The sequence below is a fragment of the Ruegeria sp. SCP10 genome (assembly GCF_040329495.1).
In the GTDB taxonomy this organism is placed as follows: domain Bacteria; phylum Pseudomonadota; class Alphaproteobacteria; order Rhodobacterales; family Rhodobacteraceae; genus Ruegeria.
This window is the reverse complement of sequence record NZ_JBDZYF010000004.1, coordinates 205,249-229,453: the sequence shown is the minus strand read 5'-3', so window position 1 is coordinate 229,453 and position 24,205 is coordinate 205,249. Positions and strand designations below refer to the sequence as shown.

The following is a 24,205-nucleotide window of genomic DNA, read 5'->3' as shown; positions in this document are numbered from 1 at the left end:
GACTGGCCATGCTCGAAACATTGGGAGACGCAAATACCGTTGCGCTGATTGGCCTGATGGGTGGCATGGTCTTGGGTCTTGCTGCACGTATCGGTCGGTTCTGCACATTGGGTGCAATCGAGGATTATCTGTATGCAGATGATGACCGGCGGATGCGCATGTGGGCCATCGCCATCGGTGTGGCGATCCTTGGTAGCCATGCGGCCATGGGGTTTGGATGGCTTGATCCCGTCGAAACACGATATCTTGCGCAGACATGGAACCCGATTGGTTCGATCGTAGGCGGCCTGATGTTCGGCTATGGAATGGCCATCAGCGGGAATTGCGGCTATGGCGCATTGGCGCGGCTAGGTGGTGGCGATCTTAGATCATTCGTCATCGTTCTGATCATGGGCCTTTCAGCCTATATCGCCATGTCGGGCCCCCTGGCCCATCTACGGGTTTGGGTTTTTCCAGTGGAGATGAATCTCAGTGCACCCCAGAGCCTCAGCTATCTGGCAGAACAGCTAATTTCGATACCTGCGTGGGTCTTCGGGTCAGTTGTTGGAACCATCCTTATCGCGCTTGCACTGGCAAATGATCGCTTTCGCCGAGCCCCTATGCAGGTTTTTTGGGGCGCTGTGGTCGGGTTGGCGATTGTCTCTGGGTGGCTTGGGACAAACTGGGTCGCGACATACGGATTCGATGCTGAGAGGGTCCAAACCCACACCTTCGCCGCACCATTGGGTGATACGATACTCTACCTCATGACCGCGTCCGGGAACACATTGTCCTTTGCCGTCGGATCAGTTTCCGGCGTTCTGATCGGCGCGTTTATCGGGTCTTGGTCCAAAGGTCATTTCCGCTGGGAGGCATGCGAGGACCCGCGTGAACTCAAGCGGCAAATATTGGGGGCAGCGATTATGGGCCCCGGCGCAATCATCGCGGTGGGATGCAGCGTCGGACAAGGCATATCGGCCTTCTCGTTATTGGCCTACAGTGCGCCAGTAACATTTGCCGCAATCTTTGCAGGTGCCACGCTGGGCCTAAAACAGCTTGTTTCGGGGCTGTCCTTCATAGCCGAACGATAAGTTGTAAGCCTTCGTCGGTACACCTTACGTCACTTGGAATTGCAAGACATCATGCCCGATTATAGAGAGGGCACCTGAAAGCAGAATATACGATGAGCCTGTTGTCCATACAGTCACCTGTGATTGGACTGAGATACGCTCACGCCCTTTGGCTCAGACCAGAGTTGAGGATCAGCGGCAAACGGAAACTCTGCTGGTCAACAGCCAGCAGAACATTGCAGTAGCCCAAGAATATTTCGGAGACTGAGCATGAACAGATGGGTCATGATGACGTGCCTTGTAGTCCTCACCGCCTGCAAGGAAGAGGAAAACAAGACTGTCGAGCACTTCACCGACAACCCCACGGAACGAGCTGCATCTCTAGCGAGCTGTGAAACGCAGAACGCCGCCCAGGCCGATGCGAACTGCACCAATGCGCAGACCGCCAGAAGCCTCGCTGAGAGCGACGCGAACCTAGACGCAGCACAGAAATACTTTGGAGATTGAGCATGTGGCAAAACCTCCATAGCGACTTCATCGACGCTATCACCAACACTGCAAACACCATCGCGGGCACCATGTCGGCCGAGCTGACAGCGCCTCTGCCGGCCGCGATGACGCTCTACCTCATCCTTTATGGCATCGGGATCATGAAAGGTGCGATCCAGGAACCCGTTTTGGACTTCGCCGTTCGTGGGATCAAACTGGCGATCATTTGGAGCCTAGCCTCGTCCGCAGGGGACTATTCTACCTGGGTGGGCAACGTCATCAACAGGGACCTGCCCAACTTTGTTGATGCGTTGACTGGCGGTTCCGGCACCGGGCAACTGCCGTCGGACCCTGTATTTCCCAAATCTGTTGGCATAGCCGAGCGTGTATTCCAGCACCACGTCTCACAGAGTTTAGCAGGCAAGATCATTGGACCAATTTACTATGGGATCGCGATGTTCCTGGGCGGGGTCATTCTGTCCGGCACAGCCTTTGTGTTCACCTTGGTCGCGACGATCGGCCTTGCCATCATGGCCGCAATAGGACCGATCTTTATCTGCTTTGCCTTGTTTGATGTGACACGCGGCTGGTTCTTCTTCTGGCTGGGGGAGATATTGAATTTTCTCATCTTCAAACTGCTGATCTGCGTCCTGTCACTCGTCATCATCTTGATGCTGGAACGAGCCGTGCTGCAAACTGACGTTCTTCCAGCGACCCGGACAATGTTCTATTTCGCAGGCGTCACCGGCATCATTTTCTTTTTTTCTCCTACCATCAATCGCCACCGCGCTATCAGCGGGTGCGCAGGCGTCCACAGGTGCGCTTCAAAGAGGTGCAGAACGATATCTTGGTCGCCGCCTGCCGGTCGGCGGACACAGAAACAAACCAGCAGGGAGCGCTAGTAGACGATGACCAAGGAAAACAACCCTAATTTCACCCGGGCTGATATTCACGAGCCTGAAGCCCAAAACATAGCAAAAGCCAAAGTTAAGGCATTGAAAGAAGTGCTTCGTCGCCACGGCGAGACACCAGAAGGCCAAGCCAAGATTCGCGAACTGCTGAGATTGCATTTTCTCATCCGATTGCCGCTTGAGTCGCAAAAAAACTGCCGTTCAGTCTTAGTGATGTTGAGCGCACAGTCAGGAAGACTCAAATGCAGAAAGCGCGGAGACCTCAACTATCGCAGCGTTTTCTGCCTTTAACCTCTGGTTTGAAATCCCGCTTAAGCTTAGGTTCCTTAAACGCACATGATTCGAACTACTTATGCTCTCTATACGCTGTCAGCGAAATAGAGCGGGCGCAGCATCGCGTCGGCAGAACGACCTCGTTCAGCTAGGGCGACATTTAGCCAACGTTCAGTCGGCGTCGCTCACAGTGCGATCCAGACCGCAAGAGGAGACATTCTCTGCAGTTGCAAAACTCGGTGGCTGCCAAATTCACAGCGCGGACAAATCCCACCTTGGATCCTCCACCCTCGCTGCTGAGGAATTTGCTCGCATGTGCGTGACAGGTTTCGCTGCGCCGCCCCCAAAGTCATGGAAGTGGCCATTGGTCCGACGCCTATCGAGAGTGCTACGATGCCTCACCGACTGCAGGGCTGTATCTCCCCAACTGAAATGATCGTGGGCGCAAACTTGCGCAACATGGAAAAAACTATTCACTCTGAACGGGGCTTGGTACATAGACCGTCCACACTTTAAAGTTGATCATAGTTGTTTGAGAATTGATATCGTGATGTCGATAGAAAAGATACCGCCTTTAAACGCATTGCGTGCATTCGATACTGTATCCCGTTTAGGCAGCATATCGCAGGCATCAAAAGCATTGAATGTCTCTGCTTCCTCTATCAGCCAGCATATCACGAGCCTTGAAACCTACCTCAATGCTCCATTGTTCGAGCGTATGTCCAACAGGCTTGTACTCACGCAGGAGGGCGAAAAGTACTTCACCAGCATTCGGCCCGCCTTTGATCTGATCAGCCAGGCGACCCACGAGCTGACCAACACCGCAGAGGAAGGGCCGTTGCGCGTGAGCGTAATTCCGTCTTTGGCCCATGGTTGGTTGCTCGGCCAGCTTGAAGCGTTCGCGGCAGAGTTGCCTACAGTCCAGCTGAGCATTGTCTCGTCATCAGGGCTGGTGAACTTTGATAAAGAGGACGTTGACGTTGCAATCAGATACGGTGCCGGGAGCTACGATGACGCAGACAGTCAGCTTATTTTGAAGGATTTTGTCGCGCCGGTCTGTACGCCTGATTTCGCGCGCTCGATTCAGACACCGGTCGATATCGTCAAGGTGCGGCGCGCGCACGCATCTGGAACAAATCCTTTAGTTGTCACAAAATGGGTCGATTGGGCGGCCAATTTTTTACAGGTTGAAGATTCTCAGATACTTGACGGTGGCAAAGGTCCGATTTTTGACGACGCAATGGCGCTTCTCAGCTCTGTGCTGCAAGGAAGATGCGTTGGGTTGGCGAGATACTCTCTTGCAAAAAAATATCTGGATGAAGGTGTGCTTGTTGCACCGGTTGGTTCCTGGGTGCCAGCAAAGGGAGGATACTATGTGCTGACGCCCAAGCGACGCACTCCAAAGTTGGCGGCCAAGAAATTTCGTAGGTGGATCAAAAAGCACATAGCTGACGATATCGGTTTGCCGTTTAGGTGAGGCCCGGCGAACATTCAGGAAGAGGATAGTCGCCGGGCCCGCTCGTCAGGCGCTTTTCTTGCCTAACGTGTCGAAATCAAATTCGGCTTCAATGCCAGCGCGCCAGTTGACGACGCGGTTAATTCCATCTTCAAAACTCATTTCGGGTTCCCAGCCCAGCATGGCCTTGGCTTTGTCGCAGCAGTAGATGAAGGGGTCAGGCGACACCAATCTCACAATGTTCGCACTGCTAAGGTTTTTCGGCTCTTGTTGCGATCCCATTTCTTTCTGAATAATGCCGACGATCTCCTTTACAGGGATCATTCTACAACCAGAAATATTGAAGGATTCCTGATCGAGATCAGATTCAATAGCCATGACGTTGGCGCGGGCGACATCGCCACCATAGACGAAATCCTTGGTCTCAAAGCCGCCATCGAAATATGATAGAGCTTCACCACGATTGATCTGGTCAATTACCCCAAGAATGTAGCGAGCGTTGGCAGCACGGCTATGCATATGCTCGCCATAAACAGTCGAGTAACGCAGTGACACGACTTTCAAGTCTGAGGTTGAGGAATAGTGTTCACAGAGTTTTTCGCCGATCAGCTTTGATGCGCCGTAGATAACCGCTGCGCTGTTCACGCCTTCCGATCCGAGTGGCATATCTTCTGTCACCGACCCCGACACGGCATAGCCATACACCCCAGTTGAGGATGAAAACACCGCATTCGAAACCCCGGCTTCAACCGCAGCCGAGAGCAGGTTGTCCATTCCAATGAGGTTGATGTCCAGCGTGCGGCGAGGATCTTCTTTAGTAAACCGGCTCATGCAGGCAGCCAAGACAAACAGCCCATCGACACCACGCATAGCTTCTGCGCAATCATCACGGCTTAGAACACTACCGTTGTGGATCTTGACCTGGGGAATTGCTCCCAATGCATTGACCGTGTGAGGCTCGGAAAATGCGTTGTTGTCCAAAATGCGAATTTCGCGAGCGCCTTTTCTCAACAGTTCTTGGGTGATGTGCCACCCAACAAGTCCAAGACCGCCGCCGAGAAGAAAAGCTCTGTCTTTAATGACCATTATGTGCTCCGATCATTGATTGTTTTCCGAAAACTCAACTTGGGAAGAATGCGCCAACCAAGATTCACGCCAAGGGTGGCTGCAAAGATCAGCACTACTCCGATCAGCTGCACCCAATTGAACAAAAAACCGTAGAAGATGTAGTCCGTGACGATAGTGACAATGGGGTAGATGAACGACAGTACCGCAATCGAATACGAAGGAAGCCTTTGATAGGCGGAGTAGTTCAAACTGTACATGACGCCTGTGTTCACCACGCCGAGGATCAGCAGGAATATCCAAGCACCCTCGCCAAGGGTCAGCTCTGACAGCTGGGTAAATGGCAACAACAGGACAACACCAAGCGACGTTTGCAGCAGTGCAATTTTGATGCCCGAAGCGCTGCGCACATACTTCACAATGAGCGTGGAAGCCGAGTACATCAGGGCCGCGATAAGAGCATACAGGATGCCCAGGGCTTTGCTCGCTTCCATATGCAGCGAGTCAAAGCTGATTTCGACGACCAAGAGCATACCGATGAAGGCCAGAACAGTCCACGCGATGGAATGGCCCGTAAGCCGCTCTGAAAAGAGAAATGCCCCGACAAGCATGATGACGAAAGGCTTGATGTGGTAGACTACTGTGCCCAACGACAGGGAAATCGTCTGGTAGGACATGAACAGGAAGAGCCAGTTATAGACTAGGCAAGCGCCACCGATACCTATCAGTATCCAATCTTTGCGCGTGATGCCGCGCAAAGAGAGATCGCCTGTCACCAGTGAGATCAGAATCAGGCTAAGAGCTCCGATTAAGCACCGAAAGAAGACGATGTTCGTCGGCAATTGTCCGGATTCCACCACGAGCACGCCGATTGTCCCGGCGATGCACATGGCGGAAATGAGTTGGACAACGCCAATTCGAAAACTGTGCTTATCAGGCGGCACGGAGGCGTCTCCCCGACAAATGCGCAGTCTCGCGCCATGGGTCTGTGCAGATCACTTGCCGCAAGTCTGTCTGGGTGAGCTTTGATACCGGCGAACGCGGGTAAGCCAGAGTAATGGCCTGCCGCATCAGCTCATACATCGAGGCGGTCAACTTCTCCTTGGTGTAGCATTCAGGGAAATCGGCTCTGGTCTTTGTTGCCGTATCCGGGAAGAAGCTGTTTTTGAAATCAGGCTTGATGATCGAGTCCCAAACATTCAGAGACTGCCCGCCCCAATCCGACTGACCACTGAAGATGCTGTAAGACGGAATGCCGTGTAGAGATGGCCGACACAGGCATTGGTTCACAAATTCATTGACCCGTTCCAACACCAGACCGATGCTGCCAGCATCCCGGGCCATCCGTGCTTTGGCAAATAGATCCAAAGCCTCCTCGATGCTGTTGCCGACCGGACGGTTCTCGCCGTTTTGCGGGGTGTATCCGAGATGGCTAATGACCGGAATACCCGCGTTTGTAAGCGCGTTTACAATTTCAAAACGGTCAGGAGAGAATATCTCCAGCTTCACTGCATCCGCGCCAACGGCGAGCATCTGGGAGGCGTTCTTAATCGCGTTCTCGGCGTCTGCTGTCGATCCGTCGGGCATATCAGCCAGCACAAATGGGCGGATGTTCGCGGGGAAGCTCCGTGAGACCTCTTCTGCTACCTCTTTGGTGAGATCTTTCATCGTATTGAAGAACTCAGCCTGAGCCGCCGGAGTTTCCAACGCAGTGGCGTTCTGTCCCATATGCGTCATCAGGTACGAATCCGAAATCATGACGCATTCCACCCGACAAGGCAGACCTTCCTTGCGCAACTGCATCGCCGAGCTTGCGACGGCCGCGACTTCATAATCGCGATACAGGTTGATTTTCAGGCGAGGGATCTCTCGGCCTTCCTTTGACTGTTCAGCCAGGAATCCAAACAAGTTCTGAGGCATTTTTGTGCTCCAAATTAAGCCGCGATAGCCACGCGGGTTGAAAAAACTTCGTTGATGGTCTGAATACTCTTCCTCAGCAACTCACGTTCGACAGCCGTGAAGCAAAGTCGGGCATAGCTTTCCATGCCGGTTCCGAACGCCTGCCCAGGTGCGAGAGAAATGCCGTTTTCCAACAGTCCCTCGTAGAATGGCCTAGGGCCTGCCGGCCCAAGCGCCGAGAGATCGAGGAACAAATAAAACCCGCCCGAAAAACCCAGATGGGGAACGGTCAAGCATTCTAGAGCAATTTTTGCGCGTGCCAGCGTTTCGTCACGCTGGAACTGCAACTGCTCTGTCGGGGTCTTAAGCGCTTGCCACGCGCCGTATTGTGATGGCGTTGCCACAGAATAAACGGTATGCAATCCGCGCTTCTGCATATCCAATGCACGCGCATTGGGGCTAATCAGGTAGCCAACCCGATACCCTGGCACTATGTAGCTTTTGGAGAAGCTGTAGATCGAGAAGGTAATCTCATCGCCGCCGTCCAGATCTCGCGCGTCTATGAATCCGTGCTCAGAATAGTCGTAGAACTCGTACGCGTTGTCTGCGACAAGCCAGATCCCTTTTTCGTGGCAAAAATTGACTAATTCTTGCAGCTGCGCTCGGCTCATCGAATATCCGGTCGGGTTGTTCGGCGTGTTGAAATAAATGAGCCGCGTCTTGGCCGTTACGGCGTTTTCAAGGTACGCGCGCAGATCAAGGTTGGGATCTTCGCATAGGGCGAGAAACAAAGGGGCCTCACGAACCACAGCGTTACAGGACTTCAACACGCCGCGCGCAAAAAGCCACTGAGGTGATAAGATCAACGCCTCATCACCTGGATTTAGGACAGAGTCTGCGGCGACCTTTAAGCCATGGGTTGCGCCAGAACAGATCATAAGTTGATCCATCAAAAAATTGCCGTAACCGCGCTTCACATGAGCGGATTGGATAGCCTCTTTGAGCGATCCGATACCTTGCGGTGGGGCATGGACGTTGTGTTCGAGTTCGAATGCGCCCGCAGGCCACGATTTTACATCTGGGCAAGGTTGATAGGTGGTTTTTCCCTGATGTAGGCCCGCGATCTCGCTTGCATTAGCACTTTTCAAGGCGGTTACGATGCTCTCAAAAACCGAGAATGGCACGTCATCAAGAGTCGTGGAAAATTTGCTGATGGCACTGAAATCCGTCATGGCAATACCTTGTAAACTATTCTGTTCCTGTCGAAGCTGTTCTAAGTCGTTCAGGCTTTTCAGAAAATTTGGGATATCTTAGCCAGCATTAGAAAAAGCGAGGCTGACCTGCAATCATTGCCACGTCATATACAGCCTCATGATTTGTTCTTTGCCCAGCACATCAAGAGCTTAAAATACTGGATAGTTTATGGATCTCGGAACTTACGATTACGTAGTGGTAGGAGCCGGAATCGTTGGTGCAGCTTCTGCGCTGGAGCTTAGCAAGCAAGCGACCAAGGCGCGGATACTACTCATCGACAAAGAAGATGCACCTGCGCGTCACCAAACGGGACGCAACAGCGGCGTTGTTCATACTGGCGCTTACTACACACCAGGCAGTAAAAAGGCCGAGCTTTGTCGTGAAGGTCTGCTTAGAACAAAGCACTTTTGCAAGGTGAAAGGCCTGAAGTACGAGACTCGTGGGAAGCTATTGGTCGCCACAAATGACCAAGAGAAAGGACGACTGAGCACTCTGGCGGATCGCGCGTGTCAGAACAGTGTAACAGTTCAAGACCTGTCATTGGCTGATCTCACGACCATAGAGCCCAATATTGCCGGATGCGCAGCGGTTCGGCTGCCGGACACCGCCATTGTGGACTATCCTCAAATAACACGAGCTCTACTAGAGGATTTTCTGGCCAATGGTGGGACGTTTCTGCCCTCCACCACTTTGATAGACATCGACAGTAGGCATGGAAAAACCGCTCTCATCACACAAAGGGGTATGATCGGGTTTGAGCATCTTGTCGTTTGTGGAGGGTTGCAATCAGACCGTATCATTCGCATGGCTGGATTTGCCTGCGATGTTAAAGTGGTGCCGTTTCGGGGGGAATATTATCGTCTTCCAGAACGGAAATCCAAACTAGTCAAGCATCTGATCTATCCTGTGCCTGACCCCAACCTACCGTTTCTGGGCATCCATTTGACGCCTATAATTGATGGTTCGATCACAGTAGGGCCGAATGCCATTATTTCTCTGGCACGTGAAAGATACTCCAAAGTGTCATTCAGCTCAGAAGACTTTCGCGAAATGGCCTTGTTCGCAGGATTCTGGCGATCGCTTGCCAAACATCCTAGCGCCATAGCCAATGAAATTCGAAGCGCGGTGTCAAAGCGTTACTATCTCAAACAAGTTCAAAAATACTGCCCAAAAGTTGAGTTGCGGGATTTGTGTCACTACGTGGCAGGTCATCGTGCCCAGATCGTGCATCCTGACGGCCGACTGGAAGACGATTTTCTGTTCAGATCACAGGATTGTATGACATTCGTTTTGAACGCGCCATCACCGGCAGCAACAAGCGCTTTGCCGATAGCTCAGGAAATATGTGAGAAAGTAATGAACCGATAGCTCGGGGCAGGTAAATCGAAGGTCACTGCGCCAACAAAAGTTCCCACTGTTTCTTATGTAGTTGGTGCGAATTTTTGGATTCTAGGTTCTGGTTGGCGGTGACCGAGTGTTTGAAAATCCGGTTTAGCGAACTTCACTATGCCCCAGAAATGCCCTTAATGTAAAAATGAAACAATTCTCCGGCAGCAAAGGCAGAAAACTGAGTGTCGGCTAACGGCACGACACCCTTTCTTATATTGAACGGGTCTTGGACAAGAAAGAATCCCTCTCGTGAACCAGCCGCTTCCCTTGGCGAAAAGGTCCAGTCTCTCCGCTCGCTTGCCTTTGCTTCTTGAGTTCCAACCACAATCCAATTTGGCGAGGCGTTCATTTCACTCTCCAATCCAATTGCTTATGCCGCAAACAGTCGTATAGCTCGCCACGTTGTGCATGCTGGCCCTCTAGAGGCACTCGATCCGGAAAAGAGAGAAGGTTTTGGCCGAAGTTGTCAAACCCTCTCAAAAAACTGTCAAGCCCACCAAACAGAAAGGGACAGGAGAGTGAAACTTCTCATATATATCAAGAATATAAATGGTGCCCGGGGGCGGAATCGAACCACCGACACGAGGATTTTCAATCCACTGCTCTACCCCTGAGCTACCCGGGCACGGGAACGGCGCTTGCCGTTGGGTGGAGGCGTTCTATGACTTGCGTCAGGGACTGTCCAGAGGCTTTTTCACATTTTTTCAGTGCGGCCGCTGCCCGATCTGGCTGGTATCGGATTCGTCCGCCTCAACATCCTCTTCGCGTTGTGATGGCACGGCGTAGGAGCCGTTCAGCCATTTAGCAAGATCGATATTTGCACAACGCTTCGAACAGAACGGGCGGAACTTGACGACCGTATCTTCCCCGCAGATCGGGCAGCTCATTTCAGCACCTCTTTCAATGGGATACGCGCTCTTTTCCGCTGCAACTCGAAATGGCCCAAAGGAGTCCAGCCAGCAAGAGTTGTCTCCACCGGGTCATGCCGGAAAGCAGTGCGCAGGGCTTGTTCAAAACCCCGACGGTCTTTCTTGGGCATTGGGGCAAGGTCCAGCGTGATCTGCCCACCCAGACCCCGTACCCGCAACGCGCGGGCCAACTGTTTGGCGCAGGCGAAGTTCGCCTTCGTGCCAGCTGCCAGCGATGTGTCGGCGCCCGTATTGACGTCTACGGCGACCAAAGCCCGCGTCGGCTCGATGAACAGATACCCTCCGCCTGCCAGCGGTTCCTGAATGCCGCGTGCAGTGTCGAGCGCATCCAGAACGCCGTGGGTTTCAAACCCTCCAGGCTCAGTGAAAACGTCCGCCGGGTCGGTCCAATCGCGCCAGGCCAGCACATGGGGGCTGTCGCCTTCGCTCAGTGTTTCGGGTTCAGTGCTCGGATCATCCAAAATCTGCTCGGCCTGCGCCAGCATCGCACTGATGTCTTCAGCAATCTCTTCGGCATCCGCACCGGCACAGCAGGAGCGTAGGATCAGGCCATAGGGGCTTTCGCCCATCATATCATGGGCGATTTCCAGTAGCCGGTCCCGCGCGTCTTCATCCCGGATACTGCGCGAAATGTTCAGGCCCGGCGCATCCGGCGTAACAATTGCATATCGGCTTTTGAATAAGACCCGATCAGTAACCGGAAGCGCCTTGCCTTCTTCGGCATATCCGGTGACCTGAACCAGCAGCAAAGCGCCCGGGGCCAGCCCTTTTGCCTGTCGCAGAAAAGCAGGTCCATCGGGGGTTGTCAGGAACATACCACCCTGCCCTTTGACAGGGCGATCTGCCTTGGCGCGGTAGATCGTTCCGGGCGGTGGGGCATCCCCTGCGATCAGAAAGTCATCCAGCTTACCATCCACCATCAAGGCTGCAGCTTCGCGGCCTTCGATATGGTCCAGAACAATCGTGCGACCCTTCATGGCGTCCCTCGATAAAGCGGGTATCCGATGGCTTGCAACAATCCCGATGTCTCGGCCAAGGGTAGTCCAACAATGCCAGTGAACGATCCCGAAATCCACGGGATGAACGCACCTGCGGGTCCTTGAATGGCATAGGCACCGGCTTTGCCTTGCCAATCTCCGGTATTAAGGTAGGCGTTCACTTCCATATCCGACAGGCGCTTGAGCCGCACCTGCGAGACCACATCGCGCTGCAAAAGGCGATCTCCGCGCCGCACAGCCACCGACGTGACCACACGGTGACGTCGCCCGGACAGGGCATATAAAAACGCCGCAGCCTCGCCAGCGTCCTCGGGCTTGCCTAGTATGCGACGACCCAGGGCGACAGTTGTATCAGCGCACAGCACAACATCATCATCACCCGCCTTAACCGCTTTGACTTTTTCCCGAGCGATGCGGTGGCAATAGGGAACAGGTAGTTCCCCCTTAAGCGGCGTTTCATCGATATCCGGAGGTCTGACAGCATCGGGCTGCACGCCAAGCTGCGCCAGCAGGTCCAGCCGCCTAGGGCTGCCCGATCCGAGGATAAACGCCATTGGTTAGAGCGTTACTTGAAGCGATAATTGATCCGACCTTTGGTCAGATCATAAGGGGTCATCTCGACCTGAACCTTGTCGCCAGCCAGAACACGGATGCGGTTCTTGCGCATCTTGCCTGCCGTATGTGCGATGATCTCATGGCCGTTTTCCAGCTCGACCCGAAACGTCGCATTAGGCAGGAGTTCCTTCACGACACCGGGAAATTCGAGCGTATCTTCCTTGGCCATGTTGTCTCCATCGTTAGGTTGCACTCGCAGAATCTGCGAGGATGTGCGCCTAAATGAGCCTATTTCGGCCTTATTTCAAGGCCAGAATCACTAAAGCGTTGAGATTGTGACCGTTTCGACTCGGGGGTTTTGCTCGTCCCAATGCGCGCGGTTTAGGACATGCCCATCGTCGCGGACGTTGGCGATGGCGCTCAGATCGATGTCGGCGTAGGTCCAGCCAGGCTGGTTCAGAGTACCCTCGGCCAGAACGCCGGTCTGCGGAAACCCTTTATCGGGCGGGCCGAAGATGCCGCCTGTGCCGGTGTTCATATCGACTGCTTCGGACCAGTCATTGTTACCAACCAACGAGGCCATCACCGTCACGCATTGGTTCTCCAATGCACGCGACATCGCCCCGATGCGAACCCGCCAATAGCCTGAAAGTGCCTCGGTGCAGGACGGGACCAGTATGATATCCGCTTCATTCAGGGCGCGGCCCAGCAAAGGAAACTCACTGTCATAGCAGATCAGAATGCCGATCTTGCCCAGCGCGGTATCGAACAGTTTGAGCGGTCCACCGGGGGCGATGTCCCAGTGTTCGCGCTCGAACCGGGTCATGATTTGCTTGTCCTGATGATCCTGCCGACCGTTCGGGGTGTAAAGCGACGCGCGGTTCACCGGGCGGCCTGCATCACTCGCAACCGGGGCTGACGCGCCCAGGATGTATGTATCGTAAGCCTGAGAGAGACGTTGATGCAGGGCCTGCACGTCTTGCATCCGGTCCGAGACCGCTAGGATTGACCGTTCGAGGTCGCCGGCCACGTCCGCGCCCTCCAGCGTAGACAGCTCCATCGCGCCGTATTCCGGGAACACCAGCAACTCAGCACCCTGCTCAGCGGCGTCCGAAACCCAACGATCCAGCTTATCCTCGTATTGCGCCCAGCTATCGAGCCAATCAAGGTTATAGGCAGCAGTGGCGACTTTCATTACGAACCTCTCGCTCAAAGACACGACAAAGAACCTGAGACAGGCTCACTATGGGCTTTGTCACTCATAGCCTGTGGGAAACCAGATACCGGGCAACTCGGGTATGCCCATATTTGGTTTGACGTGCCTGGCCTCCAAATTTGACAGATCCACGTCCTCAACGATTTTCTCAACTTTCGGCAAGTCTCCCTTGTTGAACATCTTGTTCTGGATGATCGCAAGAGCTTATTTCTGCGATGTCGCCGCAACCCCTACGCCCAAATTTTCGCCGGGCGGTGGAGTATCTTCATCCGAGAACCCAAACGTGATCCAAAATCGTTTCAAAGACTTCTGATCCAAAACTGCAACGGCTTGAGCGTTTCGCCCTCTTCCCCCATATCCTTCCAAGAAAACTGCGCAATGACAGCCTGCAAGGGCTCATATCCTCGCGCTCGCCAGAACCCATCTAGCGGTCGGTATTTTTCGGGTCTGAGCGGATGATCCGCTGGGCGTTGCACACCACAAAAAGCGCATTTGGCGAAGCCCAGTTCCCGGGCATGAGCTTCGCGCAAATCAAAGAACTTATGCCCGACGCCCTGCCCGCGATAGTCAGACAACAGGACAGATTCCGCACAATAGAAGATCTGCGACAAGTCCAGACCCGTGCCATCGAAGGCCGCTGCGAAATCGTCGGCGTGATCCATCAGCGGTGCGCCAGTCGAAGCACCAACCAGACGATCCCCTTCAAACGCGCCAACAACAGTGGCCTTGTCACTGTCGCGGTAGGATTGCAGATACGTCCGCTCATACTCCAGATCACCGTCGTACAAATACGGCCAAGCCCGAAACACCTCGATCCGCAGGCGTGCCACGTCATCCAGAGCAGCTTCGAGCGCCGCTCCGGTCAGGGCGCGGAGCGCGGTGACCTCAGCCATTCGAGACCTGCTTGGTCCAATCCACAAGGTTGTAGAAAGTAGTGACGCGAGTGATTTTACCGTCTTTCAGATCGAAGAACGACCCAGCCGGCAGGCGATAGGTCTGACCATGGGCATCCGGCAACCCTTCGTCGGTTTCCAGATAGGTGCCGTTGACGATGAACTCGGCTGCTGCACGGGTACCGCCTTCGGCCTCGAACACCACGATGTCGGTCAGGCTTTCCTTGTAGCAGCGGTTCATATGGGCGCAGAAAGCCGCAAACTTTTCTTTGCCCACACGGATCTGGCCTTCGTTCACGTGATGGGCCACATCATCGGACAAGCAGGCCAGCATGCCATCGACATCACCAGCGTTGAAGGCATCGAAATAGGTTTTGACGGTCTGGTTCATGGGTCACTCCGTAGGTTCGCCCCAGCGGTCCTTCAGATGCTTGATGATCTGATCGCGGGTCTGTCGGTAGTGGTGTAGCTTGGTTTCGCGCGTCTCACCCATCCCGGTAGGGTCCATTATTGGCCAATAATCGACATCCAGATGAAAAACCCGCGTTAGTTCCAGTGCTTTGCGCTGGCTTGCGGGCGACAGCGCGACAATCAGATCAAAGGAACTGAGGTCATCACCCCATTCCTGCATCTCATCAAACGACCGCGAGCGATGGCGCGATAACTCAACATCGATCTCATGGCAGACCGAGATACAGAACCCGTCGATTTCCAGATCATTATAGACACCGGCGGATTGGACATAGGTGCCGGTGCCATAGAATTTCTTCATGATGCCTTCGGCCATCGGGGACCGGACCGAGTTGTGGTCACAACAAAACAGGACCGACTGCGGCAGAGGCTTCACGCGTTACCCCCCGAAATGCAGCACGCAGATCAGCGTGAACAGGCGGCGGGCGGTATCGGTGTCCACATCGGCCTTACCCTCAAGTCGCTCCTGCAACACCCGGCTGCCTTCGTTATGGATGCCGCGCCGGGCCATGTCGATGGTCTCGATCTGGCTTGGTGGCAAGGTCTTCACCGCATTGAAATAGCTTTCGCAGATCTGGAAATAGTCTTTGACCACCTGACGGAACGGGCCAAGCGACAGGTGGAACTCGGCAGCTTTTTCTGCAGCCTCGGTGGCAATGTCGAAAACCAGCCGCTTATCGCGGATCGACAGTTGCAGATGATAGGGCCCGTCCGGAACTGTACGGTCGTCACGCGCGGGTAGCGCAAAGCTGTTGTCTTCCAGCAGATCGTAGATGGCGACCTTGCGCTCCTGCTCGATCTCTGGGGTCGGCGGGGGCAGGTTACGGTCATCCAGTTCGATATGCGAAATACGGGTCATCTTTACGGTCACAATCCTTGTCGTCCGCCCAGACCTATAACAAGCGATATCGTTCGGCAATGTATCCACGCTGCGCTTTCGATACGCCTTTGCGTCACCTCATCCATTCAACCGATTCAAACGCGCGCTGACAGACAGCCAATGCGCCTCAAGGCTTTCAGACTGTGCCAGTTGCTCAGCCGCCGGACCGATGGCACGCAGGGCTGCGGGTGTCATCTGGCTGAGCGTCGTTCGCTTGAGAAAGTCCATGACGCTCAGACCCGATGAAAACCGTGCCGAGCGTGCCGTGGGCAAAACGTGGTTCGGCCCACCGACATAGTCGCCAATGGCTTCGGGCGTGTATTGGCCCAGGAAAATCGCTCCGGCATGGATGGTCTTTTCACTCAGCGCCGCCGGGTCTGCCACGCAAAGCTCAAGGTGTTCAGGTGCGATGCGGTTCGACAAGGTCGCGGCCTCATCCAAATCGCGCACGGTAATAACAGCCCCAAAATCCCGCCAACTGGCCCCCGCGATCTCACGCCGCTGCAAGCTTTCCAGACGTTTTTCCACCGCCTGCGCAACGGCCTGACCAAAGGCGGCATCATCTGTGATCAGGATCGACTGGGCGCTTTCGTCGTGTTCCGCCTGGCTGAGCAGGTCCAAGGCGATCCAATCCGGATCATTGTCTTTGTCAGCGATCACCAGAATCTCGGACGGCCCGGCGATCATATCGATGCCCACCTTGCCAAAGACGCGCCGTTTGGCCGCCGCAACGAATGCGTTTCCAGGCCCCGTGATCTTGTCCACAGCGGCAATTGTCTTCGTCCCGTAGGCCAGCGCGGCGATGGCCTGAGCACCACCGATCCGGTAGATTTCATCCACACCGGACAATTGCGCAGCCAGTAGAACAAGTGGATTGACCTGACCGTCCGGTGTCGGCACCGTGATCGCCAACCGCCCAACACCCGCCACTTTGGCCGGAATCGCGTTCATCAGCACGGATGACGGGTAGGATGCCAGCCCACCCGGCACATAGAGGCCCGCCGCAGAGACCGCGGACCAACGCCAGCCCAATGTCGCACCGCTTTCATCCGTCCAGCTTTGATCAGACGGCATCTGCCGCTCGTGGTAGGCCCGGATACGAGCCGCAGCCAATTCCAGCGCGGCTCGATCTTCGGCAGAGACCTGTTCTACAGCATCCGCGATCTCAGCCGCGCTGAACGCCAGCGTATCTGGTGTCAGGTCCAACCGGTCGAACTTGGCGGTCAGTTCGATGATCGCTGCATCACCGCGCGCTCGTACATCTTCGATGATTTCGGCCACAACCGCGTCCACGTCCGGGCTGTCTTCGCGCTTGGCAGACAGCAGAGTTTGAAAGGCGGCTTCAAACTCGGGCGATGTGGTATCGAGAAAAACGGGCATAATCTGGCACTCCGAAACGTTCCAAGCGGACATATCGCCGGGGCCGGCAGGTCTCAACCCTTCTTGGTAGGGTGCAGCGATTTGCGCATGGGGAATTGGGTCATTCCGTGCCAATCTTCGGATGCGCCGGTCTGCACCCAGCCAAAGCGGAGATAAAACGCGCGGGCGGTATGCGTCGCCTCCAAGGAAGCCTGCAGGCATCCCTGATCTGCAAGCTCCTGCTCTAACCGTGCCAGCAAAGCACGCCCAATGCCGCGTCGGATGTATCCTGGATCAACATAGAGCAGCGAAACCTTGGTTCCCTGCCGAACACCGCCAACAGCGGCAATCTGGTCGGCCAGTTCGGCCACCCAAAGCTCAGAGCCGGATTGTATCCGACCCCGAATGCTCTGCGGGTCTTTGTTGGCCGTCCAGAGCGATACAAGGCGCGGATCGTTTCCATGATCCGCTGCACACAAATGGGTAATCGACCGGATCAACACCCGGCTCATCTGAAACACGTCGAACACGGTGGCACGGCGCAGGACCAGCTTTTGGGCGGGGTTCACGAACGCCTGCGATATGCCGCGCTTATTCTGGATGATGCGGAGCCTGCCCTGAGGGCGCCTGATAAGGGCGCGTCACATCCTTGAGCGTTGCATCAATCGCTTCGACCTTCAGCCGGATTGCACCATCCCCCGCCAAGGTCAGCAGGATCAGTCCGGACCCATCTTCACCGGGCTCAAAATCAACGGACAGCAGCGACAAGATCATATCTTTGTCGCTGCGGTCGATGCCCTGGCTGGAGACTGACAATACTGAGTCAAAAACCAGCACAGACTGTACACGCTCGAACGGGCGGTCGCGACGGGTGGCTGCGTCCTTGTCTTCCCAGCGAAATCGGTTCAACAGCAACCCAAAACGCCGTTGCGACGGCTGCCATGTCATTTCGGTCACCGGAAACACCGCGTCTTGCGACAGGGTTGAGATGACCTGCAGATCATCCGCATCCTCGGCCCCCAGGTTCAATGGGGCCTCGCGCCCGTCTTCGAAACTTGCGTCAGTCATTCGCCCTTGATCCGTTCGATTTTGGCACCCACACCTTCCAGCTTGCGCACCACATGTTCATAGCCGCGATCCAAATGGTAGACCCGACTTACCGTGGTCTCACCTTCGGCGGCAAGCCCTGCCAGGATCAGCGAAACCGAAGCGCGCAGGTCGGTCGCCATGACAGGCGCGCCCTTCAAACATTCAACACCTGTAACAGTCGCTGTTCCGCCATGCACCTCGATCTGGGCTCCCATGCGAACCAGCTCAGGCGCATGCATAAAGCGGTTCTCGAAGATACGCTCTTCCAGCACCGAGGTCCCCTCGGCCGTACACATCAGCGCCATCATCTGGGCCTGAAGGTCAGTAGGGAAGCCCGGGAAAGGTTCGGTGACCACATCCACGGCTGTCACACGCCCGTTTTTACGTGCCACTTTCAGGCCTTTATCTGTTTCTTCAACGCTTACACCCGCCGCGTCCAGTTTGGCCGCGAACGATTCGACCAACGACATGCGCCCACCCAGCAATTCAATCTCACCACCACAGATGGCCGGGGCCAGCATATATGTACCCAGCTCGATCCGGTCGGTCACAACCTGATGGGTCGCCCCGTGCAACCGATCCACGCCCTGAATTTCGATGGTCGAGGTCCCCTCACCCGCAATCTGCGCGCCCATCTTCCGCAAACACTCCACAAGATCGACAATCTCGGGCTCGCGCGCGGCGTTTTTCAGGACGGTAGTGCCTTTGGCAAGGGTTGCCGCCATGACGATGTTCTCGGTCGCCCCGACCGAGGCAAAGCGCATCTCATGTACCGCGCCTTTCAGCCCGCCCGGAGCCTTGGCATGCAAATAGCCGTCTTTCAGCTCAATCTCAGCGCCCAGAGCCTCAAGCCCTTCCACATGCAGGTCCATGGGGCGCGCACCAATCGCGCATCCGCCCGGCAGTGACACAACCGCTTGTCCAAACCGCGCCAAAAGCGGGCCCAGCACCAGATTGGACGCGCGCATCTTGCGCACGATGTCATAGTCTGCGGTTTGACTGGTCAGGTTGTGGCTCGACATCGCGATCACCTGCCCGTCCTGCAATGACGACACCTCGGCGCCCAGCGATTGCAGCAAGGCGGTCATGGTCTTGATGTCGCTCAGCCGCGGCGCATTGGTCAGCGTCAGCGGGTCTTCACTGAGAAGCGTTGCGGGCATAAGCGTCAAACACGCATTTTTAGCCCCCGCAATCGGAATTTGTCCGTTCAGCGGGCCGTTGCCCGTCACCAGAATCGAATCCATCTGCTCTTATCCCTCGTCTTTGTCAGCTTTATTTCCGGAAGCGGCCCGCGCCTTAGCCTGCGCCTTACGCCGCGCCATGTTTGCCTTTAGCGCAGCCTTCAGGCGTTCTTCGCGCGCATTCCCGGATTTGCCGTGATTTTTTTGTGCATTTTTCTCTGCCATGGTCTTTCTCTACAGGAGGCGAAAAAAACCGTCCAGATACCCTTGCGCCGCGTTTCGTTTAAGTCTAATCACCCGCCCACGATGCTGCTGTAGCTCAGAGGTAGAGCACTCCCTTGGTAAGGGAGAGGTCGAGAGTTCAATTCTCTCCAGCAGCACCATCAGAATCCACGATAGTTCAAAAGCCTCGAAATCGGTGCATTTGACCGGTTTAGCCCTCGTTTGCTTGGTAACTTACATGCGATATTTCTCTATTACGCGTGTCTCAGTACCTGCCAAATAGCCCAATCCCACCTCTTCCTGCCTTCGATAGGCAATACGGAGAGAAAGTCGACACAGGTCATTCAAATACCCGCGCTAACGCCTAAAAAGGGCAACCCCTATCGCAAAGCACACAACGTCCCCAGCGACGGTAATCAGCCGGAAAACAGCCGCAGCGATCAGGGCTGAACCGGGTGTCGTAGCGCCACTTAAGATTGCGATGAACGCGGCTTCGCGAGGGCCTAAACCGCCTGGCGCACCAGGCGTTGCATACCCTATCAGCCAAGAAACAACACCGGCGAGCGCCACGACGCCTGTGGGTACATCGTCGATTGCACTCAGGACCCAGGCGGCGACGGAGCTCATACCCAGAAGAAATGCGATCGCAAGAAGCGCAATCAAGAGCAAAGCAGAGAGTGTGAGGCTCTGCTTGACGGCAAAAAAACCTAGTACCAGGGTCAGCAGAACAGCGATTGAAATCGTAAGTATAGGCCAGACAGGGCCAACGGCGTCGAACGATAGAATGTCAAAAGGCACGAACCAAACACCAGTTACCAAGATCACCAAAGCGGCAACGGGTAAGCAAATTAGTTCGACCAAGGTCGCCATGGCCAACTGCTTGTCGCTCAGCACCCCGCCGCGCAGCAATACAGCTCGCCCCAAAAGGTGGACAACATTGCCGGGAACGTATCGCGCGATTTGAGAGAGGGTGAATGACCGATACGTCCGGCGGCGTGGCTCGGGTCCGAATAGTTGCACGATGCGGTGCCACATCTCGGCCAGCACAAATAGCAACGCTGAATAGAGGGCAACCATCGCTGCGCAACGTAGAAAGAACCCCTCGGGTGGATCGAAGTTGATCAGCGCGTCCCAATTGCGTGCAATCTCGCGTCCGATGAAAATGACGGACAGCGCCAGAACCAGCAGGCCAATCCCGCGCGCCAGTCTTCGACGTAGCACCTCATCCTTGAGCAGATGTGCCGCCGGCATCGGCCTATCCCGCCGGTTCGGCGCGCAGGAGCGAGGTCTGATCTGGATAAGGCAAGGTCGGAACCAGCCCGCGCAACCTGGTTTCGGACAACCCGCAATCGTTGATCGATTGGCGGTAGCGCGCGCGATGAGAATTGTCGAACACGATAATCCCATCCGGTGCCAGCTTGGGGATTGCATGTTTCAAGCAGGCTGGACGCGCGCGGCCATCCACGACGATCAGATCAAACACACCGTCTTCGGCATCTATTGCACTGGCATAGGCCGCAAAATTTACCCGAGAACCATTGGCTTTTTCTGATAGATACAGAGCGTCAGTGGGCGAAGCACTACTTGCCTCAAACAACTTGACCTCGGTGGGGCATAAGCCCTCAACCATCGGAATCTTGGCTGTCACATCCTTGTACCAAGGCGCGTCATGTTCGACGCTGGTAACAGATGACGCGCGGCGTGCCAGCCAAACTGTGCTGGCACCCGATCCATATTCGAACACGCGCGCCGGGCGTGAAGCCAGGAATGCATCCACCTGCTCTATGGCGTCGTAGGTCCACCATGGCACGTCGAGGCCGACCATAGCATCGATGTCGTAGATCGCGAACAGGCTGGACATCCAATGCCAGCCGCGCCCTTTGGCGCGCCGCCGCTCGAGAAACCCGGCAAAACCTGTTGCCCGGGCCATAGCCGCCAAGATGCGCATTAGGTTGACATAAATGGATTTGAGCAGACGCATCCCAATCTTATCCCTTCAACTCAGTCGGTGCTCGGCAGATCACGGGCATCTGGTCGGACGAAAACCCTGCGCCTTCGGCCAAATCGATGCAGTAGCCGTTGCTCCAGGGTGCAAAGAAGCTGCCCTCGATCTCACGGAACATACCCGTGTATTGAAACGCGGCCATCGTCGTGACTGTTGTTCCAATCAGCGCCACGGCAAGGACCAGTCGTTTGAAGTTGCCGGGCTGATGACCGTTCGAAACACCCGCCAAAACGCGGGATATCCCAAGAAAGCTTAGAAATGCTACCAGTGGCCACAGATCAAAACGGTATCTCAGCGTAATCGTCCCATAGGACAGCGTGACCAGAACGCCAACCAACAAACCGGCAGCCAGCACCAGATGTTCTGCACGCCTGACCTGCGTCAAACCGATGGCTGCGAACCCAGCCCAAATCAACCAAAGCCACAAAAGCCCGTAACGTGGCCCTTCGACCCTGATATATCCCAGACGGTCTTCTGTCGCCCGTTGGAATAGGTTGTACATCGCCATCGACGGGCCGTGCGTCAGTTCCAGAGCAGGCAGGTCAAATGCATACAACCCTGCATTCGGTGGAATACGCTGAACATTAAATCGGCCATGTTCGGTAAAGGCCTGTGCGCGTGGGGAATCCTGAGGCTCTATCCCCCAGAAAACCGTGCCATATTGGGTTTCGCTTGCCTCGAACGAGCCATGGACCTCAGCGGCCCCGCCGAATCTGAGGGTGTTCAAACCCAGATAGAGCAGTCCCCCGGCCCCCAGGATTGCACCTGCGAGCAACGCAGGTAGCAGCATTCGCACACCGTGTTTAATTACGCTCCAACCGCACAGAGCGGTTAAAGCCACATACAGTCCGATCGCCAGGTTCGGGCGAGCATGCACCGTGATAGCTGCACACAAAGCCAATACAGAAAACGCCAGCAGAGGATGCAACTGGTCGTGACCAAAGCGCACCCAAACCGCCACAAAGGCACCCGCCGCGCCATATGCCAGCGCGATAGGTTCGTGATAGAGGGATTGGTTGACCACAAGCAGGGTCGCAGGTCCGCAAACCCACAAAGTCGCTGCAAAAAAGACTGCCCAACCCTGCGCATTCCTTTGTACCGGTGTCGCGGTTTGAGTAATCATATCTGTCAGCGCCACCTGATAACCCAGTGTTCCAAGTGCGGTCCAGAACCAGATCGAAAACCCGGCCATCGGGATCGCCTCGAACGGCCAGGCCCAACCGAACACGAAGCGCAGAAGCAACGGCCCCGCCCCGTGATAAAGATAACCTTGCGCGTCGGGTGTATAATGTCCTTCGAACCGCAATAGTCGGGGTGGCAGATCGAAATGCCCGTTCAGGATGGCGTAGTAGTAACCATCGTAGATTGCGCCCCCGAAAAACGGATCAGGGGAAAGGCCCGGTGCAAGCCAGCATAAAACCGCGAGGTAGGCTGCTCCGATAAGGGCAACCATCGCAAATGGTCTTCTTGCCCAATATGCCACAAGTCCCGTTTGCGAAGCGTTATGCACGATCTGCATGCTCCGCCCTTTGTTCCAACTCGCGAACCCGGCGCAACGTCGCTTCGAGCAAGCGCCGGTTTGTGGCAATCGTTTCCGACAGGATCGCAATAATGATCGTGAAATACCCCATCACCACAAACGCACCGCCCAGGACAAGCGATTGAATTTTGCCGTCGCCATCCCCGATCAGGTAGAAAAACACGAACCGCGCGATCGGTACGATCCCGATCAGCAGCAGCACCAGACCGATTGTAGCAAAGGCTTTGAGCGGGCGGTACATAACGTAACTGCGCAAGATGGTCCCCATCTGCCGCGAGATGAAGGACCGCATGGATTTGAACAGACGCGATGGTCGTTCGACCTGATTGACCTCAATAGGGACGGTCACGACGCTCAAGCCCGTCTGTCCAGCATGGATAAGTGTTTCGGTTGTATAGCTGAATTTGGTCATGACGTTGATATGCAACGCCGCATCGCGCGAATAGGCGCGAAACCCCGAAACGGCATCGTTCACCTCTAGCCCCGCAAAGCCCGAAACAACGCGGCTGCCAACCCGTTGCAATATCCGCTTAACGGGCGAGAACGATTGGTTTTCGCCGGGCTTCCGATCTCCGACGACCACGTCAGCCTTCCTGGCCAGAATGGGTGCAATCAGATCAGGGATGGATGCACCGGAATATTGGTTGTCACCATCCGTGTTAACGATGATATCCGCCCCCTGAGCCAAGGCGTTGTCGATCCCGATCTGAAACGAACGGGCAAGCCCTTTGTTGCCGCGGTTGCGAACAACATGCTCAACTCCAAGTTCCTTTGCGATCTCACTGGTGCGATCCGTTGATCCGTCATCAATGACCTGAAGCTCGACCTTACCCACGCCGGAGATGTCGCGCGGGATGTCGCGAATAACGGCAGGTAAGGTTTCTTCTTCGTTCAGACACGGGATCTGAACCACCAGCTTGGGAAGCGCCTTTAGCGTCATTTTGTTCACTCTACCTGCCCGATACGACATTCTGCGATCGCCCGGCGAGTGTTGTCCATTTTCTCTGAGTTGTCACCATCGACCCAAGAAGCCGAAACCCAACTGCGACCTGATTGCACTGCCGATGACGCGAGGGCCTTAG

Annotated in this window: 29 protein-coding genes and 2 tRNA genes; 7 read left to right on the top strand and 24 right to left on the bottom strand. The window is 55.3% G+C overall.

Going from position 1 to position 24,205, the window contains the following annotated elements; translation table 11 throughout:
- Positions 1-8 precede the first annotated feature (8 nt).
- The 5 genes from ABLN87_RS12455 (at position 9) to ABLN87_RS12435 (ending at position 4,199) form a co-directional block, all read left to right on the top strand.
- A complete protein-coding gene (locus tag ABLN87_RS12455; RefSeq protein ID WP_353010659.1) occupies positions 9-1,070 on the top strand; it encodes a YeeE/YedE family protein in 1,062 nt (353 codons plus the stop codon).
- A 249-nt stretch (positions 1,071-1,319) separates the two neighbouring features.
- A complete protein-coding gene (locus ABLN87_RS12450; RefSeq protein ID WP_353010657.1) occupies positions 1,320-1,556 on the top strand; it encodes an EexN family lipoprotein in 237 nt (78 codons plus the stop codon).
- 2 nt (positions 1,557-1,558) lie between these two features.
- Entirely contained in the window at positions 1,559-2,440 is an 882-nt protein-coding gene (locus ABLN87_RS12445; RefSeq protein WP_353010655.1) for a type IV secretion system protein, read from the top strand.
- A 6-nt stretch (positions 2,441-2,446) separates the two neighbouring features.
- Entirely contained in the window at positions 2,447-2,740 is a 294-nt protein-coding gene (locus tag ABLN87_RS12440) for a hypothetical protein (protein WP_353010653.1), read from the top strand.
- 532 nt (positions 2,741-3,272) lie between these two features.
- Complete coding sequence (locus ABLN87_RS12435; RefSeq protein ID WP_353010651.1) at positions 3,273-4,199, top strand: LysR substrate-binding domain-containing protein; 927 nt, start codon at positions 3,273-3,275, stop codon at positions 4,197-4,199.
- Positions 4,200-4,244: 45 nt separating this feature from the next.
- Here the strand turns inward: ABLN87_RS12435 and ABLN87_RS12430 are convergent, their stop codons facing one another.
- From ABLN87_RS12430 to ABLN87_RS12415, 4 genes are read right to left on the bottom strand one after another with little or no spacing between them, the layout of a single operon-like run.
- Positions 4,245-5,264: an NAD-dependent epimerase/dehydratase family protein gene (locus ABLN87_RS12430; protein ID WP_353010649.1), complete on the bottom strand. Its 1,020-nt coding sequence runs from the start codon at positions 5,262-5,264 to the stop codon at positions 4,245-4,247.
- Positions 5,264-6,187 (bottom strand): DMT family transporter, encoded by a 924-nt coding sequence (locus ABLN87_RS12425; RefSeq protein WP_353010647.1) that lies wholly within the window; start codon positions 6,185-6,187, stop codon positions 5,264-5,266. The genes ABLN87_RS12430 and ABLN87_RS12425 overlap by 1 nt, the downstream gene beginning before the upstream one ends.
- On the bottom strand, positions 6,177-7,163 hold the full coding sequence (locus ABLN87_RS12420; RefSeq protein WP_353010645.1) for a 3-methyl-2-oxobutanoate hydroxymethyltransferase: 987 nt from the start codon (positions 7,161-7,163) through the stop codon (positions 6,177-6,179). Before ABLN87_RS12420 ends, ABLN87_RS12425 begins: the two co-directional genes overlap by 11 nt.
- A gap of 14 nt (positions 7,164-7,177) precedes the next feature.
- Positions 7,178-8,374: a pyridoxal phosphate-dependent aminotransferase gene (locus ABLN87_RS12415; protein ID WP_353010644.1), complete on the bottom strand. Its 1,197-nt coding sequence runs from the start codon at positions 8,372-8,374 to the stop codon at positions 7,178-7,180.
- Positions 8,375-8,564: 190 nt separating this feature from the next.
- On the opposite strand from ABLN87_RS12415, the gene lhgO reads away from it, so the two are divergent.
- Positions 8,565-9,764 (top strand): L-2-hydroxyglutarate oxidase, encoded by a 1,200-nt coding sequence (gene lhgO / locus ABLN87_RS12410; protein ID WP_353010643.1) that lies wholly within the window; start codon positions 8,565-8,567, stop codon positions 9,762-9,764.
- A gap of 136 nt (positions 9,765-9,900) precedes the next feature.
- On the opposite strand, the gene ABLN87_RS12405 is transcribed toward lhgO, so the two are convergent.
- The 16 genes from ABLN87_RS12405 to ABLN87_RS12330 all read right to left on the bottom strand — a co-directional run bounded on the left by ABLN87_RS12405 (position 9,901) and on the right by ABLN87_RS12330 (position 19,581).
- Entirely contained in the window at positions 9,901-10,134 is a 234-nt protein-coding gene (locus ABLN87_RS12405) for a hypothetical protein (protein ID WP_353010641.1), read from the bottom strand.
- A gap of 201 nt (positions 10,135-10,335) precedes the next feature.
- Positions 10,336-10,410: transfer RNA gene (locus tag ABLN87_RS12400), tRNA-Phe, on the bottom strand.
- 79 nt (positions 10,411-10,489) lie between these two features.
- Positions 10,490-10,672, bottom strand: a complete 183-nt coding sequence (locus tag ABLN87_RS12395) for a DNA gyrase inhibitor YacG (RefSeq protein WP_353010639.1) — start codon at positions 10,670-10,672, stop codon at positions 10,490-10,492.
- Positions 10,669-11,691: a ribonuclease E/G gene (locus tag ABLN87_RS12390; RefSeq protein WP_353010637.1), complete on the bottom strand. Its 1,023-nt coding sequence runs from the start codon at positions 11,689-11,691 to the stop codon at positions 10,669-10,671. The genes ABLN87_RS12395 and ABLN87_RS12390 overlap by 4 nt, the downstream gene beginning before the upstream one ends.
- Complete coding sequence (locus tag ABLN87_RS12385; protein ID WP_353010635.1) at positions 11,688-12,266, bottom strand: Maf family protein; 579 nt, start codon at positions 12,264-12,266, stop codon at positions 11,688-11,690. Before ABLN87_RS12385 ends, ABLN87_RS12390 begins: the two co-directional genes overlap by 4 nt.
- Before the next feature lie 11 nt (positions 12,267-12,277).
- Entirely contained in the window at positions 12,278-12,496 is a 219-nt protein-coding gene (infA, locus tag ABLN87_RS12380) for a translation initiation factor IF-1 (protein ID WP_005978431.1), read from the bottom strand.
- A gap of 90 nt (positions 12,497-12,586) precedes the next feature.
- Complete coding sequence (locus ABLN87_RS12375) at positions 12,587-13,462, bottom strand: carbon-nitrogen hydrolase family protein (RefSeq protein ID WP_353010633.1); 876 nt, start codon at positions 13,460-13,462, stop codon at positions 12,587-12,589.
- A 320-nt stretch (positions 13,463-13,782) separates the two neighbouring features.
- Positions 13,783-14,376, bottom strand: coding sequence for a GNAT family N-acetyltransferase (locus ABLN87_RS12370; protein ID WP_353010631.1), 594 nt, complete (start codon positions 14,374-14,376; stop codon positions 13,783-13,785).
- Positions 14,369-14,767 (bottom strand): ketosteroid isomerase-related protein, encoded by a 399-nt coding sequence (locus tag ABLN87_RS12365; protein WP_353010629.1) that lies wholly within the window; start codon positions 14,765-14,767, stop codon positions 14,369-14,371. The genes ABLN87_RS12370 and ABLN87_RS12365 overlap by 8 nt, the downstream gene beginning before the upstream one ends.
- Positions 14,768-14,770: 3 nt before the next feature.
- Positions 14,771-15,223, bottom strand: coding sequence for a low molecular weight phosphatase family protein (locus ABLN87_RS12360; RefSeq protein ID WP_170536457.1), 453 nt, complete (start codon positions 15,221-15,223; stop codon positions 14,771-14,773).
- Between the two features lie 3 nt (positions 15,224-15,226).
- Positions 15,227-15,706 (bottom strand): UPF0262 family protein, encoded by a 480-nt coding sequence (locus ABLN87_RS12355; RefSeq protein WP_353010627.1) that lies wholly within the window; start codon positions 15,704-15,706, stop codon positions 15,227-15,229.
- Between the two features lie 99 nt (positions 15,707-15,805).
- The gene (gene hisD / locus ABLN87_RS12350) at positions 15,806-17,107 is read right to left on the bottom strand and encodes a histidinol dehydrogenase (protein WP_353010625.1); all 1,302 of its coding nucleotides are present in this window, start codon (positions 17,105-17,107) and stop codon (positions 15,806-15,808) included.
- Positions 17,108-17,160: 53 nt separating this feature from the next.
- A complete protein-coding gene (locus ABLN87_RS12345; protein WP_353010624.1) occupies positions 17,161-17,655 on the bottom strand; it encodes a GNAT family N-acetyltransferase in 495 nt (164 codons plus the stop codon).
- A gap of 22 nt (positions 17,656-17,677) precedes the next feature.
- Complete coding sequence (locus ABLN87_RS12340) at positions 17,678-18,154, bottom strand: DUF2948 family protein (protein WP_353010622.1); 477 nt, start codon at positions 18,152-18,154, stop codon at positions 17,678-17,680.
- Positions 18,151-19,419: a UDP-N-acetylglucosamine 1-carboxyvinyltransferase gene (gene murA, locus ABLN87_RS12335; protein WP_353010621.1), complete on the bottom strand. Its 1,269-nt coding sequence runs from the start codon at positions 19,417-19,419 to the stop codon at positions 18,151-18,153. The genes ABLN87_RS12340 and murA overlap by 4 nt, the downstream gene beginning before the upstream one ends.
- A 6-nt stretch (positions 19,420-19,425) precedes the next feature.
- On the bottom strand, positions 19,426-19,581 hold the full coding sequence (locus ABLN87_RS12330) for a hypothetical protein (protein WP_353010619.1): 156 nt from the start codon (positions 19,579-19,581) through the stop codon (positions 19,426-19,428).
- An 83-nt stretch (positions 19,582-19,664) separates the two neighbouring features.
- On the opposite strand from ABLN87_RS12330, the gene ABLN87_RS12325 reads away from it, so the two are divergent.
- A tRNA-Thr gene (locus tag ABLN87_RS12325) sits at positions 19,665-19,739 on the top strand.
- Between the two features lie 196 nt (positions 19,740-19,935).
- On the opposite strand, the gene ABLN87_RS12320 is transcribed toward ABLN87_RS12325, so the two are convergent.
- The 4 genes from ABLN87_RS12320 to ABLN87_RS12305 are packed head-to-tail and all read right to left on the bottom strand — an operon-like array spanning position 19,936 to position 24,063.
- On the bottom strand, positions 19,936-20,829 hold the full coding sequence (locus ABLN87_RS12320; RefSeq protein WP_353010617.1) for a hypothetical protein: 894 nt from the start codon (positions 20,827-20,829) through the stop codon (positions 19,936-19,938).
- Between the two features lie 4 nt (positions 20,830-20,833).
- Positions 20,834-21,559, bottom strand: a complete 726-nt coding sequence (locus ABLN87_RS12315) for a class I SAM-dependent methyltransferase (protein ID WP_353010616.1) — start codon at positions 21,557-21,559, stop codon at positions 20,834-20,836.
- 7 nt (positions 21,560-21,566) lie between these two features.
- Positions 21,567-23,036: a hypothetical protein gene (locus ABLN87_RS12310; RefSeq protein WP_353010614.1), complete on the bottom strand. Its 1,470-nt coding sequence runs from the start codon at positions 23,034-23,036 to the stop codon at positions 21,567-21,569.
- Between the two features lie 49 nt (positions 23,037-23,085).
- The gene (locus ABLN87_RS12305) at positions 23,086-24,063 is read right to left on the bottom strand and encodes a glycosyltransferase family 2 protein (protein ID WP_353010745.1); all 978 of its coding nucleotides are present in this window, start codon (positions 24,061-24,063) and stop codon (positions 23,086-23,088) included.
- Between the last annotated feature and the right edge of the window lie 142 nt (positions 24,064-24,205).